This is a genomic window from Caldithrix sp. (assembly GCF_056497305.1).
Genome location: NZ_JBSMDE010000146.1, coordinates 1 through 16,954, shown reverse-complemented (window position 1 = coordinate 16,954; position 16,954 = coordinate 1). Strand labels below are relative to the sequence as shown.

Here is a 16,954-nt window from a genome sequence, read left to right as displayed (position 1 = left end):
TGAAAAATCAGGCCTAAGGCCCTGGCCAATTTTACACAAAGCAAAACGTAATTCGAGCTTCAACCCGAGACCAGGATTCCGGCTTTCGCCGGCACCCTCAGGAATGACCTGTTTAGAATACTTCCCTCAAAACTAATAATCCCGCCACAGCGGGATGCGAAAATTTTTGTGATGAAGATCCTAACCCCCCGGCCCCCGTCCCTTCTTTTAATAAAGGGAAGGGGGAGCAAATTGTGCCGCGTTGATGAGTCCTAGCCGTACATGTCAACAAATTTTATTTTTTTAGAAATCTTTGTGCTCTCTGTGGTTGTTTTTGCTTGCGGCTATGTTGCTTTGGAAATATTCCTCCTGAACTTCCTACATAAAACGTTGGTTGTGCTAAAGCTGAGACACTAAAAAATTAAGAAGTCCCGGAGGGATGAAACAAATTAGCCCACCGCGTCAGCGGTGGGTAAAGCAAAAACACAAAAAAAATGGATCGTCCTGTAAGGACGAGATAGGAAACCGTTTCAACGGTTTACGTTTAAAAAAGCTTCCTACGCTTTTAGTTGCGGCTTTGCTGCCTTAGAAATTAGCCAGGCAAAACGTACGATTTTTTTCAGCCGCCCACCGGATATTGCGCTTTGATTTCGCGAATCAGATTGATGAATTCCTGTTTTATTTCTTCAATATCAGCTATCGAGAAGCGTAGCTCGTACAAGGCCGCGGGATGGACAAAATAGAGAGCCACCGGATAGGTAGCCTGCTGCGGGAAGAGTTGACTGAGCAGCAGAGCATAGCCTTTCATCTGCCAGAGATATTTGCGGGCTGCTTCTTGCACTGCCGGGGACGCAATCCGATTGGTTTTGTAATCCACCACCTGCCACAAGCCTTCACTGGTTTTGATAATACGATCAATGGTGCCGGTAAAAAAATCGTCTCCCAGGCGCATCATGACCGCTAATTCGTTACGGGCTTCGTCCGCCTGCAAAATGCGCCGTCCATGCTCCGACTGGTACATCTTCTGTTTTAATTCGCTCATTTCGCTTTGCAATTGCTCGCGCTTCCGGGGATCAAATACTTCAAATTCAAAGAAGATGCGTTCCAGCAGGTCCTCTTCCGCTTGCTCCGCCTGGGTGGCCAGCTCCAGATAGCGATGGAAAATTTTACCCTTGACCAGAGCATCATCCATCTGGTAGATGTTTTCGGCAAACAACTGGTAATCGCTTTCAAAAAAGCCTAAATGGTAGCGCTGATAGTAGTTTTGCGCATCCTCCATGTAAGTCATTAAACGCGTGGCTGAAAAGACCATGGGCCCGGGCTGGTCGGTTAGAGGCCGGTAAGGTTTTAAGACCTGTTCATCGGGCGGCGGCGCCTCTTCCAGTGCCCTTTGCAGTTGATCCAGGCCCTCAAAGTAGTGTTTCATCTGCTCTTCTTCCTGCGCCTCACTGGGGTAATCGTGCACGAGATGCAAATGGTAGCCCGCTCCTTCGATGCGCTCTGACTCGCGGTCTAACAAATCCACCTGATATTTTTGGGCAAAGGCCATCAGCCACTCCAGGAAGGAGTATTTTTGCACTTTTTCCCGGTTGTTAATCCTGGCCGAGAGGAAGAGGTGCTCACTGGCTCGGGTCACGGCCACATAAAAAATGCGTTTGGCCTCAGCCAGTTCCCGCTTGTTCTTCTCCAATTTCAAAATATTCAGCAGACAAAAATCCTTAAAGTTCTGATTGTATTCCTGGCGAAAGGCAGTGGCCAGGCCTATTTCAGGCTCTAAAAAGACGGTTTGCGGCACATTGCCCAAATTTCTGGTGTTCAGATAGGGTACAAAGACCGCCGGAAATTGCAATCCTTTGGCCGCGTGAATGGTCAAGATTTTTACGGTTGACTGGTCATCGAGATTAATTTGCGGCTCGCCTTCCTTTACGTTCTCGTTGATCAAGACCTCCAACTGCTCAATCAACTCCAGCAATCCGGTCAATCCGCTTTTGTTAAAGCGATTCACGTGTTCAATGAATTTCTCGATGTTGGCCAGGAGTTGTTCTCCATTTATCTGGGCACTAATCAGAGCACGGTAGTTTAAATCATTGAGAACCATACGTAGCAGATCTCCCAGAGGGATCAAATCACGCAATTGAACCCATTTGTCCAGCCGTTCGGCGATGTGCTGCAACTCGGCGCGCTGGGCATCGCTGTAAGGGCCCTGCAGCGGGCCTCTCAATTTCTGCCAGTAATGTTCTCCCTGCTCCTGACCGAGATGGAACAGGACATGATCCGGCACTAAAAAAAGTTTGGAACGCAACAGAGCAATCAGGTAAAAATCCGATTCCGGATTGGCCAGAAAATGGAGCAGATGATAAAAATCGTAGATTTCCTGTTGTTGCCAGTAGCCAATGCCTTTGACTGTTTTAAAAGGAATATCCCAGCGCCGCAGGGCCTGCTCCACCTGCAGCAGGGCATTACGACTGCGCAGCAAAATGGCAATATCTCCAAAGCGCAGCGGCCGTTCCACTTCCTCCTGGCCCTGACGTTCGTGACAGGTTAACGGCTGGCGACGCACGAGGCGATCAATAGTTTGGGCTAAATACTCTTCTTCGCTCAGTTGATCCTCTTCCCGTAGAATCGCCAGTTCCAGATGTCCACGCTCCTGCACTGTACGCTGCGCTACCAGGGGTTCAAATTCGACCTCGTAGATATTTTCAGCGGAAGGCTGAAGTAGATCTTTAAACAGATCATTAATAAAGGCATTTAATCTGGGCAAAAATCGGAAACTGTTTTTTAGAATCAGATTACCGGAATAATCTGCACTCTTTTGCAGACCTGCATTGTGGGCTAAGGCTTCCTTCACCGCCTTAAAGATGCGGATGTCGGCATTGCGAAAGCCATAAATGGATTGCTTGGGGTCGCCCACCACAAAAATCTTATTGGACTGCAGCCGACCATCTTCTGTAGCTAATAGTTCGATGATCTGCCATTGCAAGGCATTGGTGTCCTGGAATTCATCCACCATGATGAATTCAAAGCGTTTCAGCAGTTCCTGACGCACGCTTTTGTTGTTTTTGAGTAATTGCCAGGTTTTGAGCAGCAGGTCTTCGAAATCGACGCAGGGAATTTCTGCCTTTAAATTTTCATAAATCTGCCGGGCCGCGTCGTACATTTCCAGAATGGTTTTAAACAGTTGATAATACAGGCGATCCGCTTCATCCGGGGGCTGGCCCGGATCAAAAGTATTAAATCGGGAAAGCAAATGGGCGCTAAGCTCGCTGAGTTGCAGGAGCAGCGGTTCGGCATCTTTCTGCCAGGAGTACTTTCCGCCAAATTCGCTTACCGTCTTGTAAGCCTGACCCTTTGATCCGGTAAAGGAACGCAGGGCCTCAAGGAGAAGCGCGTAGTCTGTCGTTTGCCAGGGATTGCCGGAGGCCAGTCGGGCCAATTGCTGCAGTTGAAAGTGTTTCTCAATGGCCTTTTCCTTGGGTTGTTCGCTCAGGCGGTGGAGCAGGCTAACGGCAATGTGTATCACCTGTTGCACATGGGACTGGGGCCATAGCTGGCGGATGGCCTTTATCCACAGTTGACCGACAAAATCCAGGTACGCCTGCTCATCATTAAATTGGCGGAATTGTTCGACCACAGCAGACATCTCAAAAGGCTGTTTTAAGGCCTGGCGCAGCAAGGCGCGAATTTTACGCGGTTCAAAATATTGGAACAGCTCCAGATAGTTGGCCCGTTCCCGCTCATCGCTGGCCTCATTCACCCGCTTAAACACCTGCTCGATGGCTTCATTGATCAGCATGCTGCTTTGCATTTCGTCCAGTTCGCTAAAATCGGGCGGTAGCTGGGCTTCGATGGGATATTCGCGCAAAATGCGGGCACAAAAGGAGTGAATGGTGGAGATGGCCACCGAATTGAGTTGATCGCGGACGCCTAACAGGTGATTGCGTTCGGCGCCCTCCGGCACATTTTGCAAACGCTGGTGCAGGGCCAGAGCAATCCGCTCGCGCATTTCGCCGGCCGCTTTGTTGGTAAAGGTAATGGCCAGAATTTTACGCACCTGGTACGGTCGGCCCTTGTAGTAATTTAAGGCCATTTCCAAGAAGCGCTCGACCAGCAGCCTGGTTTTTCCGGCGCCGGCGCCGGCCGTCACAGAAATATTCTGAGTTAAATCTAAAGCGCGTTGTTGTTCTTCTGTTAACTTCATGAATCTGTTTCCTGAACTTCAATCCTTTGCCCATCCGCTCTGGGGCTCAGGGCCAGTAACAAAGCCCATTTTGAGTTTGCGAGCAACGCTTCCGATGCGCTGCTTATTTCTTGTCACGAATTTTGCCCGGCGTCGCTCTCTGCTGCAATGCGATTTAGTTTACCCACCACTTTTTGACAGATCCTGCGAAATTCACAATACGTCTGACAAGCCCGGTCGCCCGGGTTTAAGGTGTGGTTAAATTTCCCGTTTTGAATGTCCTGCACATATTGCACGGCAAACTGAACAGAGCGCGACAGGACGGCTTCAAAGGTGACCGGATTTCCTTTCTCATCTAAAAACTTTTTATTGGGTAAATAAGCCATGGACCTGCTCTTAGGCAACACGCCACACTCTGCATCGGCGATCACAGGCGTTAATTTCACCTTTTCGCTGCTTTTTAAACTGTATAGCGCGCCAAAAACCGGCGTGCAATCGGGTACAATTTGAGGCAAGGCTACCATGTACAGTGGAATTTGCAACATTCGCCCTTCGAGTGTTTCATTAACCAGAGCGCTTTTTACTTCACCTGTTTTGTAATCGATGATGGCAGCCAGACCTTCAGAAGTCAAATCGACGCGGTCAATCCGTCCCTGCAAACGCAAGGTAGCGTTTTTGCTTCGCAGGGTAACCGGCTGCTGTACCGAAGCCGAATCAGCAGGAAAATCTCCGCTGTAACCAAAAGACAACTCAAAATATTGCGGGACGAAGGGCATGCCTTCCATGCGTTTTTCTTCTTCTTTCAAAAAAGCAGGTAACACGCCCTGCATGCGCTCATTGCCCAGCAACTGCATCTTTTCCACCTCCCAGAGCAAGCCCCGGTAGGGCCATTGTTCCAACTCCTGAAGAGCAATTTCCCGCAATCGATCTTCAAAATACCAGGATTCGTGCTGGCGCTCAATGCGTTTTAATTCCGAAAAGAAGCGGTACAAAATGCGGTGCAGAATCAACCCCCGTTCCTGGGGCGTTAATTCGTCTTCGATTTTCTGCGGCGGCTCGAGTGTTAGAATGTAACTTAAAAAGAATTTCATGGGGCACTGGGCGTAGGTTTCCAGACGGCTGACCGACCAGACGCGATCGGCAAAGCGCTGACGCAGCCGGGCCTGAATCTCTGTAAAAGAAGAGAGGTCGCCCTCAAAGGCCGAAAATGTTTTGCCCATGGTTCGTTTTAAACTGAATCGTATCTGATCCAGCAAGCGCTGGAGGCTTTGTTTGCCCTCACTCGTCAAGGCCGCCAACAGCCGGCCCTCCTCAATAGCCTGGCGCAGGTTCTCGGACCGGGAGATGAGCTGAATGTTGAGGCCAAACTGGCTTAACAGCTTTTGCCGATTTGCAAACAGCGGATCGTCTTCCGGCGGTTCCTGCCGGTCCACGATAGCGACATCGCCTAAATCTGACAAAAACGAGGAGGGCACCAGGGCTTCTTCCTGCTGAAATTGGGGGAAGGTTAAATAGAGCTGTTGGGCATTGCTCTCCAACAACTGGTAGAACAAAAAGCGGTCCTGATCCAGCAGCTCTTCACTGGCCACCAGTCCCAATTCCGTGCGCAGCCGATCGTTAAAGAAGATGTCCTTAACCGAAGCCCTGGGGAAATCGCCATCGATTAAGCCGCCAATAAAAAGCACATCAAAATCCAGAGCCAGCACTTCCAGGCGAGGCATAATTTGCACTCCGTAATCAGGCCATTCCGTTAGATTGTAGGTGGCGGTAAGTAGGGCGCGCTGCAGGCTGTCCAGCAGGCGGCTACGAAAAATGGCCTGTTCGTGGTAGAGTAAACTTAAACTCCAGATACTACGCTCAAAAATTTTCACAAAACGGTTGTAAGCCCGAAAATTGTGTTCCTTCTGGCGTTCACTTAAAGGTTCATTCCGCTGCCTGTACCAGTTCAACAAGCCCAGATGCTCGCAGAGTTCCAGATATTGCTGCCGAAATTGCGAAGCGGTTGCCTGGCGCGGAAAATCAAACAGGGGGTGCAACACAGCTTCCAGCCGTTCAACCTGCTCCAGAAGCTGATCCGGGGTTCCCAGTGATTTTTCGTCTTCTTCCTTTAGTAAAGGGATGAAGCGTTTAAGATTTTGTACATTTTGTTTGGTCAGAGAAACCAAACGGGCTTTGTAAAGCAGGGATTTTAACAGGCTGAAATTGATGGATTCCCCGATTTGCACAAAGCGGCTTTGCAAGAATCCAAGCGTACTTTCCAGCGGAAAATTCTCTTCAATGATTTTCAGAACATTGAGAAAGTCGGCAATCAATGGCGACTGAAAGAGTTCAAAACCGGTGGAAAGGTTAAAGGGAATGGCGAAATCTTCAAAAACGGTGCGAATGGTTTGGGCGTATTTTTCCAGATGGCTGAAGGTTACGGCCATTTTGTGCAGAGGGATGCCCTGGCTGTTTAGCTGCCGTATTTTCCCGGCAATGTAGGCCACTTCTTGCCGGCGGTTAGCCATGCCCACCAGATGGACGCGCTGACTGAGGTCTTGCTTTGCCACCGTTTTTTGACGATTGAACAGGGAACGAGCCAGAAAAGAGGGGGAAGGTTTGTAATCAATCCGGGCGCCGAAGAGCTTAAACTTTTCCAGCGCCTGGCGGGTGTGCATGAATAATTCCTGATTTTCTGGCAGATAATTGAGTTGAACGTGTACCGGCAACCATTGCGACACGCGATCAATAAAATCGAGCATGGGCGGACTGAACAGGCCATAGCCACTGATGTACAGCGCCTGCACTTCGGGGAAAAGAGCTTTAAATTGTTCCTTCTGCAGCGTACGGGCTGCCAGGCCCCGGGCAAACGGTTCATCAATAAAATCGATCCCCAATTTTTCCTCGATTGCGGAGAGGAGGTTTACAAAATCCGCAAACTTTTCAGGATGGTGATCCGCAATTTCTTTCTCCTTACCGGCCAATTCCGTACTGGAAAAGCCAAAGCTGCGCAATTCCGTAATAGCTTCCCAGACGCGCTGCACCAAGCCGCCCTTTACTTCCTGACCGCGTGTTAAATATTGAAAGCGTTGCGGCTCACCTTCTAAAATTTCCTGCACAAGAACCAGCAGGGTATCGGGCGGAATCAATCTCTTGCTGTGCGGCAGATGTTTGTAAACGTGGATTAAGAGCTGGTCAAAGGTGAAAACCGGCGGATCCATCAGCGCCTGATTCTCAGCCCGGTCGATCAGCAACCGTTTCAGGCGACGCACAGCCCGATTGACCGGTACAATGACCAGCGCCCTTAACTGTCCTTCATGCAGGTGCGCTTTGATCTGCTCTGAAAAAGCAAAATAGGAGCCGGGCGTCTGACAGGTTACAAAGAGATGTTTCATGATTCCTTTTAATTGTACTCAAGTACACCTAATTTAAGCTATTTTAGCATCGATTCAAAAATAAAGTGCGGCCGCTGTTTGAAAAAAAATGCAATATGGTTCTCCGCCACAGGCCGGCATTGGCCGTTTAAATCCGATCTCTGAGAAGGGAGGCCATACCTTGGGCGCTGGTAATCACAGAATGCACCTCCATCCGGAGATTTGGGGTTGGGAAAAGGTGACCTCCCAACCCTGCGGAGAATGCCAAATCAATTCATGATTTCCGCAAAAATAGCTGGAGCCCGCAATCAGCGCTTGCCCCCTTCTTACGTTCGTACGCCCGCGTCTGAAAGTAAAATTCTGACGTTTTCCACGTCTGTGTTCTTAACGCCCGGATTGTCTTAAAGTCCATTCATGCCATCAGGGGAAGAATTTACCAATGGTAAAACCATCTTCGGTGTTGTATTCCAGGCGATCGAGGGCTGCGCTTTTTGGAGCTTTAAAGCTCAGCACAAAGGACTGATCGGTTTTAGGATCGATCTCAACTGTTTCGGTCAATCCCTTGCTGAAGGCGCCGGTTTGTTCCGGCACAAACTGGTAACTGTGGCCGCTTCTGTCCCACAGGGTAAAGCGTTTGGGATCGATGGGGTAGGGATCAACAGTATTATTAAAAACAGTGATTGAAAGGGCCAGATAGCCATCCATGTATTTTTGTCCGGTTACAGCCAGAGCCAGAGGTAGTTCGCTTCTGATGTCCAGAATGGCCAGGGTCTTTTTCCTGACTTTCTTCAACAATTTCTGGGCTTCTTCATCCTGTGGATTAAGGCGAATGGCATTCAACAAATAGGCTTCCGCGCTCAAATAGAGGGATGGGTTCCGCCGGTCTTTTCTGGCCTGCTGATAAAAATCCTTACCCTTTTCAAAATATTTCTGGAAGTTGGCGATTCGAATCTCATTTAATTTGGAATCGGCCTGTGTGTTGGTTGAATCGTATTCCAGAGCTTTTTGCAGATAATCCAGGGTGAGCGTAAAATATTTTTCTTTTTGAATGTCATTTTTGGGCGTTGCCCGATGGTAGGCCAGAGCCAGTTCGTACAGGAGTTTACTGTATTCCTTACGGAAATGTTCGCTCAAAGAATCCGCAGGTAAAAATTCCTGACTTTTTTCATAGTTTAACTGGAAGGCGTCTACATTTTTACGCAATTTGTAAAGCGCCAGCCCACGCTGCATGTAGGTTAGAGCAATCTTCTCATTAATTCTTGCATTGTCTGGCTTTTCTTTTTTAACTTTTAGATAGTAGGTTAAAGCCTGATTGTACTTTCCCTGGGCAAAGGCCTCGTCGCCCTCGGCTTCCAGGTTTTTGCTGCAACTGACAAAATAGAACAGGCTACTTAAAACGATTAAACCTAAAAATAATTTTGAGGAATGCATCATGCCTCCTTTCGATTAAAACAACCCACACCGAAAACAAAATACTAAAAAAATATTAAAATTAAAAGAGGAAAAATGAAATTAACCGTTCTTGGCTCCGGAACCATGGTCTCCCCCATGCACCGCAATCCTGCAGGGTATCTGCTGGAACAAAATGGCGACTGTTTGTTGGTCGATATGGGGCCTGGCATTATTCGGCAGTTAAAGGCGCTGCAGGTAGATTTGCTACGCATCAAAGCTGTGGCCATCAGCCACTTTCATCTGGACCACTGTTCCGATTTACTGGCCTTCCTAATGAACCGTTTTCTGCTGCAAGCCGACGCCAATAAAAACCTGACCATCTTTGGCCCCCACAATTTGAAAGCGTGGTTTGAGAGTCAGGCCAGCTGGCAGGGCGCCTGGTTGAACAATGTCCCACCGGTTTTGCTGCCTTTCAACGGCCAGCCGATTCAGATGGGCAACTGGCAAATCGTAGCAAAACGCAATGGCCACACCGACCACAGTCTCTCTTTAAGAATCAGTAATGGCAAAACGGTTTTTTACAGCAGCGACACAGACTATCAGGAAGATTTACTCGATCTGGCGGCGCAATCGGACCTGGCCATCATGGAATGCTCCCTACCCGATCACCTCAAGGTAGCCGGACATCTAACCCCGACGGAAGTGGCCATGTTTGCCAACAAGGCCAATTTACAACGTCTGCTGATTTCGCACATTTACCCTCAAAACGACACAAAGGATTTAAAACAGAGAATCGCCCAGCAGTTTGACGGCGAAATCATTATTGCCAGTGATTTTTTAAGCATTTACCTGTAAACCATGGGATTTGTAAACAGACATCACGCTCTTATTTCAGCCGCTTGTTTTTCGGCCGGTCTGATACTGGCCTACCACTTTCTTCCCCAATGGCCGGTTAAGTTAACAGCCGTCTTGTTTTTGATTGGTCTGGCCGGACTTTTTTTCACCTATCTTTTTCAGAAAGCATTGCTCTACGGCTTTTTTTTGGCAACAACACTTTTAGGGGGAATCCTTATTGGCATTGAGCACTTTGCTCTGTACCCTAAAGATCATTTACTGTTTAAGCCCATTGACCAGGCGAGGGCTCTGCGTGGTTACATTACTGCAGCCGCCTACCGAAAAGACGGACGTCATCGTTATGTTTTTGAATGCCAGGCATTGCAAATCGATTCTGTCTGGCTAAAAGCCGAAGGGAAAATTTTACTCCGCCAGAAGACGGGCGGCTTTCGTTTAAAATATGGCCAGCGCCTGATTTTAACCAGCTTGCCGGAGCGTCCTCCTTTGCCCCGCAATCCGGGTGAATTCAACTACCGACGCTATTTGAATTTTCAAAATATCTTTTTTCAAAGCGCCATCCAGGCTGATCAGATTAAACTGCTGCCCGGCCGCTCGGGCCATTTTTTTCAACACAGGATCATCGTGCCCTTACAAAACGCCATGCGCCGAATTATTCGCCGGAATCTTCCGGAAACGAGCGCCGATCTGGTGCAGGCATTGATTTTGGGCGAACGCCAGAACCTGGATCGCAGCGTTTACCAGCAGTTTCAGAAAACGGGTATTGTGCATGTGCTGGCCATTTCCGGTTTACACGTCGGTTTTGTTCTGTTGCTGTTTGTTACGATGCTCGGGTTTTTTCCGCTTACCTATCGTCAAAAATATCTTTTTTCCTTTTTGCTTTTGGCACTGTTCGTGGCTCTGGTCAATTTTAAGGCGCCCGTTGTTCGGGCTTCGCTCATGGCCGTTCTCTATTTTCTGTTAAAAGAGATTGGGCGTAGACCATCCAATTTGAATATTCTTGGGCTGGCTGCCCTTTTAATTTTACTGTTTGATCCGGATCATCTCTTTCAACCCGGTTTCCAGTTCTCATTTGCTGCGGTAGCCGGCATCCTGTTTGGCTATCCCCATCTGAAACAACTGCTTCCCTGGCAAGCGAATACAAAATTTCTGAAACAGATCAATCGCTGGCTCTGGCAGCCAACTCTGGTTTCCCTGGCCGCGGTTCTGGCTACACTGCCGTTAACCTGGTGGTATTATGGCACCATCCAGCTTGGGGCTGTGTTCATCAATTTGCTGATTATCCCGTTAATGGGCTGCGTGGTGATTCTCTCTCTTTTACTCATTTTGCTGGGATTTCTACACCTGCCGGTTCTCAAAGGGCTGGGACTGGTAATCCACCTGATTGTAAACGCAGTTAAACAGCTTATTGCCTGGCTGGCCCAGATTCCTTTTGTCCAGCTGCAAACCGCCCATCCTTCTCTCTGGATGGTTTTACTTGCCGCGCTGCTCATCTTTTATGGTTACCAGCTACAAAAAAGATCGGCACGGATTAAAAGTGGTCTCCTGCTTATTTTGCTGTTTCTTTTTCTCAGTTTTAAAACGGAATCTGAATTAAGAGTGACTTTTATCGATGTCGGTCAGGGAGATGCCAGCCTCATTCAATTGCCGGATGGGAATCATCTGTTAATTGATTGTGGAGAGCATCGCCCCTGGTTGAAGGCGGGGGAACAATTTGTACAACCCCTGTTGCGCTATCTGGACGTAAAGACCATCAAGTACGCCGTGGCGACCCATCCACACACCGATCACTTCGGTGGCTTTTTAACTATCTTAAAACATGTTCCTACAGACACATTGATTATTAACAGTTACTCCGAAAAAAGTAAAAGTTATCGCCAACTTCTGCAGTTGGCCAGACAGAAAAACATTGCAATCCGGCGGGTCAAAAGAGGCGATTGCCTCTACCTGGGCGAACAGGTTAGGGCCTACGTACTGCATCCTTTTAATGGATTTACGAAAGTCAAAAAACATAATGGGCATGAAATAAACAGCAGCTCACTGGTCATCAAACTGTGTTACGGAAAGACCTCCTTTCTACTTACCGGAGATGCGGAAAAGGACGCCGAGCTGGCCCTGGACCATTACCAGCATTTTTTACGAAGTTCCGTTTTAAAAGTCGGACATCATGGGAGCATTACTTCCAGCTCAGATTCTTTCCTGAATCTGGTTAACCCGCAATTTGCCGTCATCTCAGTTGGAAAACACAACAAGTTCGGGCACCCGTCCAACCTTGTTCTAAAGCGTTACCGGAGGCTTCACATTCCGGTTTTGCGCACCGATCATCTTGGGGCCGTCATGTTTGAGAGCGATGGCCGCGAAATTAGACTCATAAACTGGCGAAAATGGTTGAACTAAAAAGCCTCCAGTTTTCCGGAGGCCTGGCGATTACACCAGGGCTGCTCTTAATTTATTTTTACAGCGCTTAATTTCTTTCCGAATTTCCTTTAATTTTTTGTAGTCCTTGGCTGCAATAGCTTTGTCGCGCTCTACCTTAAGCATTCGAATTTTTCGTTTGATCTCCCCTTTATTGGCTAATGTGGAAACGTGATGCTCATGCATGTCAATGTTCATGGCCTTGCACAAAAGTTCAATCAGGTGCTCTTTATTTAGTTGCGTGTAGCCTTTAACCGCTTCCTGATCTTCAAAATTCTTGGCAATGTCCCGCAGTTCGGCAACGGTCTTCTTTTTCAGATCATGATATGTGTACTCCATTGAGCATCCTCCTTTGGTTTAAATCTGCAAAATGTAAATTTTCGTATCATTTAAAGATTCCCCAAAAAACGGTGAGCCAAAAAACACTCAATATCTTTTTACTGAACAAACTCTGCCCAGGCTCTCCTTTTTTTGGATTTGACCAATTTTTACGAAAAGGATAAACAATTTTAATGAATTTTGTCTCCGCATTCAAGTTTCAGGTAAAAAGATTATATTTGTAAGTCCAATATTAAAGATTTATGATTTCCATTAAGGTTGTTGAAACCGGTTTTAAGAGAATTGGTTATTTTTAAAAGCCTGCTTATGGACCGTTTCGTCTGGCTTACAGATTTCTCCAATGTGAGCACATTAAATTTCAGGAAGACAATCCGCAACCAAAACCTCTTATCCGGAACCTGGTTAAGCACCAGAGAACACCCGTCTGGCCACCGGTTGGAGCTGCCAGACAATTAAGAAAATTTCCCACACAAGTCTTCCACCTCTCACAGATTTTTATTCTGGTTGAGGGGGACCGAGGGGGTGAGGGCTAATTCGGGAAATAACTTCTGCTGTTGGAGTAGTAAAGTTAAGAGTATATGAGTGTAAGAGTTAAAGGGTTCCTGGGCACTGGCCTGTCATTTTTTTAACAAGGTTTTTTGGTTGCGGCTCTGCTGCCTTAAATATTTTGCCATTTTCTATTTACAATCTTTGCGAATTTTGTGAATGCTTCGCCCTTACCAAAGTCTCGAGCTGAAACTCTAGTTACGTTGCGCCTGCGAATGGTTTGCCAGTGTAAGGGATTCTTCTCCCGCTGAAGCGGGATCAGAATGACATGCCGGCACGGTTCCTCACCGCCTGGGCACAACTTGCCCTTTCGCAAAATAATTCGTAATTCGTAATTTTTAATTTAAAATTACTTTTTGGCCTTTCCCCGAGTATCGGGATTTCCGCCTGGCTCCAACCGTCTGTACACCGTCCAGATGGGCGGGACTGTCAGGCTGCTACGGTCAGACGGGTGCTCTCTGTAGTTGCTTAAATCCCTGCATAAATGTTTTTGGTTACGGTTCTGATGTCTTAAAATAGATAGAAATACTCTGGAGATCGCGGTTCCGTTTTCTGGTAAATAATTTTGCGGATGGTTTCGTACTGCAAATAGGGATATTCATCCTGTAAAATCTCGAGCGCTTCCTGTGTAGAATGAGAGCGCTTCAACTCGCGAAACCGCTGGCGAATTTGAAAATCGCGCACACCTTTTTCACGTAAGAGATTATGTTCAATTAAGAATTGAAAAACGGAATCGGGGATATGCGGCTTAAGAGGGTTCTTCACCATTGTTACACCTCCAGTTTAAATGAATAAAAGCAGTAACAAGGTGAAGCTACTATTCCCTCCTTTTGTTAAATTGGTTAATTTTGATTTTTTGAACAAATATAAAAAATAATTGTTCCGTTTCAAGGGAAAAATTTTTCTCTATCAGATTAGGCTTGCTATGCTTTAAGGCCTTCTGTAAATTTGCGTACAATTTACAATGATTACAAACAGACAATTAAAGGAAATTACATGTTAGATTTGAAATTCATTCGGGAACATCCACAACTGGTAAAAAAGGGTATTCAGGCCAAGGGAGAAATGGGTGATGTCGATCGCGTACTGGAGCTGGACAAAAGGCGGCGGCACATCATTCAGGAAGTGGAAGATTTAAAAAAACAAAGAAATGAAAATTCGAAAAAAGTGGCCCAACTAAAAAAGCAGGGGCTGGACGCTTCAGAAATTATTATCCACACCAAGCAGATCAGCGAAACCATAAAAAAATTAGACGAAGAGCTAAAGGCCGTCGAGGCCCAACTCCATCAGGAATTGAGCCGCTTACCCAATTTACCCCATGAAACCACACCGATTGGGGTGGATGCCAATGATAATGTGGAAGTAAAAACCTGGGGTGACATCCCTGAATTTGATTTTGAGCCTTTAAATCATCTGGAGCTGGGAGAGCGATTAGATATTCTGGATTTTAAACGCGGTGGTAAAGTAACGGGCAGCGGTTTTCCGGTTTACAAAGGAGACGGCGCGCGCCTGGAACGCGCTCTGCTCAATTTTATGCTCGATTTCCATATTGAAAAACACAGTTACACAGAAATCTTTCCGCCTTTTCTGGCCAATCGCGACAGCATGTTCGGAACGGGACAATTGCCAAAGTTAGAAGAAGACATGTACCTGGCGGAAAAAGACGATCTCTTCTTAATCCCCACGGCAGAAGTGCCGGTCACCAATCTGCACCGTAACGAAATTCTGGATAGCGACGACTTGCCCGTCAAATATGTGGCCTATTCCGCCTGTTTTCGGCGTGAAGCTGGTTCTTACGGAAAAGAGACACGAGGATTTTTACGCGTCCATCAATTTAACAAGGTGGAAATGGTCAATTTTGTGCGTCCAGAAGAATCGTACCAATTTCATGAGCAGCTCTTGCAGGAAGCCTGTGACATTCTGGAAGCGCTGGAAATTCCCTACCGCGTGCTTCTGCTCTGTTCCGGAGATCTGAGCTTTGCCGCTGCCAAATGCTACGATATCGAAACCTGGTCGCCTGCGGAAAAAAAGTGGCTGGAAGCCTCCAGCGTCAGCAATTTTGAAGATTTTCAGGCGCGTCGGGCCAACATCCGCTTTAGGCCGGAAAAAGGCGCCAGACCGATCTTCGTCCATACGCTAAACGGTTCCGGTTTGGCTACCTCCAGGTTGATGGTCTCTTTATTAGAAACGTATCAGACCGATGAAGGTACGATCATCATTCCCGAAGTTTTGCGTAAGTACATGGGCGGCCAGGACGTCATTCGCAGGAAATACAAAAAGGGATAACCATGCACATCCTGTGGTCTGTGTGGGTAATCATTTTCAGCATCTTTCATACGCTCTTTTGTTCAATAGCTGCCATTGCTTTCGGCCTTTTTAATCCCTATTCAAAGATAGTGGACGGTATCATCCGCCTGTGGGCCAGAGGCATCTTAAAAGTAGCTGGCGTAAAGGTAGTAGTCCATGGCCAGGAAAAACTGCGCAAAGGCCAGCCTTACATCTTTATCTCAAACCATCAGGGCGCCTTCGATATCCTGGCCGGTGTGGTGGCCATTCCGGTGACCATGCGTTTTATTGCCAAAAAAGAGCTCTTCCGCATTCCGATCTTTGCTCAGGGCATGCGAGCAGTAGGCATGATTCCCATTGATCGAGGCAATAGCCAGCAGGCCCGTAAATCGCTGGAAGAAGCAGCCCGCACACTGCAAAAAGGCGTCTCGGTACTGATCTTCCCTGAAGGAACGCGCACCCTGGATGGCAACATTAAACCTTTTAAAAAAGGGGGCTTTGTACTGGCCTTGAAATCCGGCTTGCCCATCATGCCCATGGTTTTTACGGGTTCGATGAATATTTTACGCAAACGCTCGATTAAAATACACAAAGGAACCATTCACGTTTATTTCTTAGATGAAGTTGACACCTCGCAATATCAACTCGAACAGCGAAATCAGTTACTTCAAACCGTGCGTCAGCAAATCGTTGATTTTTATGAGCGAGTGCGGATCGAATGAGCCCGATGGCTCGAGCTAAAGCTCGTGTCACGATGGTTTTTCGGACATAGTTCGAGCTAAAGCACGAGTTACATTATGAACGACTCTGCTGCCCTAACCAGCTCACCAAGTGATGTCTCGAGCTAAAGCTCGAGTTACGGATGAAGAGCTTTAGGACGCCAGGAAACGGTTTGTCCCTCTCCTTTACAGGCCATGAGATTCAATTGCATTAAGTTGGTTCGGACATTAAATTAACTAAAAATGATTTAACAGCCGGAGTAACGTATGAACAGAGCTTTTTTCCCCTTTGTTTTTTTCCTCTTTGCCATATTGAGTTGTACCAGTGAACAGCAAATTCTTGAACAATTTCATTCCATTACACAACAGGTAGAACGGCAGTACGCCCCGGACAAAAGTCTTGCGGTTTTTAATTTTCAACTACATCAAGAAAATGGTCAATGGGTTTTGAAGGGTGAGACCACCATTCCGGAAGCCCGCACAGTGTTACTAAAAAAAATGGATTCGCTGCTACAGAAACCAATTAACGACCAGTCTCTTCTGCTACCGCACCCCGATTTGGGCGACAGCACCTGGGCTATCGTTCGCGTAAGCGTGGCCAATTCAAGAAAGGAACCCCGGCACTCCGCCGAATTGGTTGATCAGGCCATCATAGGGGATGTGGTGCGCCTGCTAAAGCGTTACAAAAGCTGGTATCTGATTCAAACATCTTATGGGTATCTGGGATGGATGACAAAATATTCGTTTGTCAAAACCGATCGCTCCGGCTCTGAGCAGTGGCAAAATTCCGATCGCGTTATGGTTACCTGGCCCGTGGATCGCATTTACTCCCAGCCTTCAGAGCAATCCATCCCGGTTTGCGATGTGGTGCTCAATGGCACACTGAAAAAAATTTC

General features: G+C 47.3%; 10 protein-coding genes. 5 read left to right on the top strand and 5 right to left on the bottom strand.

Features of this window, described 5'->3' with window-relative positions:
- Positions 1 to 598 precede the first annotated feature (598 nt).
- The 3 genes from ACWB0I_RS12360 to ACWB0I_RS12350 form a co-directional block, all read right to left on the bottom strand.
- Positions 599 to 4,177 (bottom strand): UvrD-helicase domain-containing protein, encoded by a 3,579-nt coding sequence (locus tag ACWB0I_RS12360; RefSeq protein WP_479388374.1) that lies wholly within the window; start codon positions 4,175 to 4,177, stop codon positions 599 to 601.
- A gap of 113 nt (positions 4,178 to 4,290) precedes the next feature.
- Positions 4,291 to 7,530 (bottom strand): PD-(D/E)XK nuclease family protein, encoded by a 3,240-nt coding sequence (locus ACWB0I_RS12355; RefSeq protein ID WP_479388373.1) that lies wholly within the window; start codon positions 7,528 to 7,530, stop codon positions 4,291 to 4,293.
- Between the two features lie 399 nt (positions 7,531 to 7,929).
- Positions 7,930 to 8,943: a hypothetical protein gene (locus ACWB0I_RS12350; protein WP_479388372.1), complete on the bottom strand. Its 1,014-nt coding sequence runs from the start codon at positions 8,941 to 8,943 to the stop codon at positions 7,930 to 7,932.
- A 72-nt stretch (positions 8,944 to 9,015) separates the two neighbouring features.
- On the opposite strand from ACWB0I_RS12350, the gene ACWB0I_RS12345 reads away from it, so the two are divergent.
- Together ACWB0I_RS12345 and ACWB0I_RS12340 are read left to right on the top strand one after the other, a co-directional pair.
- Positions 9,016 to 9,756: an MBL fold metallo-hydrolase gene (locus tag ACWB0I_RS12345; protein ID WP_479388371.1), complete on the top strand. Its 741-nt coding sequence runs from the start codon at positions 9,016 to 9,018 to the stop codon at positions 9,754 to 9,756.
- A 3-nt stretch (positions 9,757 to 9,759) separates the two neighbouring features.
- A complete protein-coding gene (locus ACWB0I_RS12340) occupies positions 9,760 to 12,150 on the top strand; it encodes a DNA internalization-related competence protein ComEC/Rec2 (RefSeq protein ID WP_479388370.1) in 2,391 nt (796 codons plus the stop codon).
- 30 nt (positions 12,151 to 12,180) lie between these two features.
- Here the strand turns inward: ACWB0I_RS12340 and ACWB0I_RS12335 are convergent, their stop codons facing one another.
- Positions 12,181 to 12,507 (bottom strand): hypothetical protein, encoded by a 327-nt coding sequence (locus ACWB0I_RS12335; RefSeq protein ID WP_479388369.1) that lies wholly within the window; start codon positions 12,505 to 12,507, stop codon positions 12,181 to 12,183.
- 1,056 nt (positions 12,508 to 13,563) lie between these two features.
- Positions 13,564 to 13,821 carry a hypothetical protein gene (locus ACWB0I_RS12330; RefSeq protein WP_479388368.1) on the bottom strand — a complete coding sequence of 86 codons (258 nt, stop codon included), beginning with the start codon at positions 13,819 to 13,821 and terminating at the stop codon, positions 13,564 to 13,566.
- A 228-nt stretch (positions 13,822 to 14,049) separates the two neighbouring features.
- Between ACWB0I_RS12330 and serS the strand changes: the two genes are divergently transcribed.
- The 3 genes from serS to ACWB0I_RS12315 form a co-directional block, all read left to right on the top strand.
- Positions 14,050 to 15,339 carry a serine--tRNA ligase gene (serS, locus tag ACWB0I_RS12325; protein ID WP_479388367.1) on the top strand — a complete coding sequence of 430 codons (1,290 nt, stop codon included), beginning with the start codon at positions 14,050 to 14,052 and terminating at the stop codon, positions 15,337 to 15,339.
- A gap of 2 nt (positions 15,340 to 15,341) precedes the next feature.
- Positions 15,342 to 16,061: a lysophospholipid acyltransferase family protein gene (locus tag ACWB0I_RS12320; RefSeq protein WP_479388366.1), complete on the top strand. Its 720-nt coding sequence runs from the start codon at positions 15,342 to 15,344 to the stop codon at positions 16,059 to 16,061.
- A gap of 264 nt (positions 16,062 to 16,325) precedes the next feature.
- Positions 16,326 to 16,954 (top strand): SH3 domain-containing protein (locus tag ACWB0I_RS12315; protein WP_479388365.1); only part of this gene is annotated, 629 nt, incomplete at its 3' end.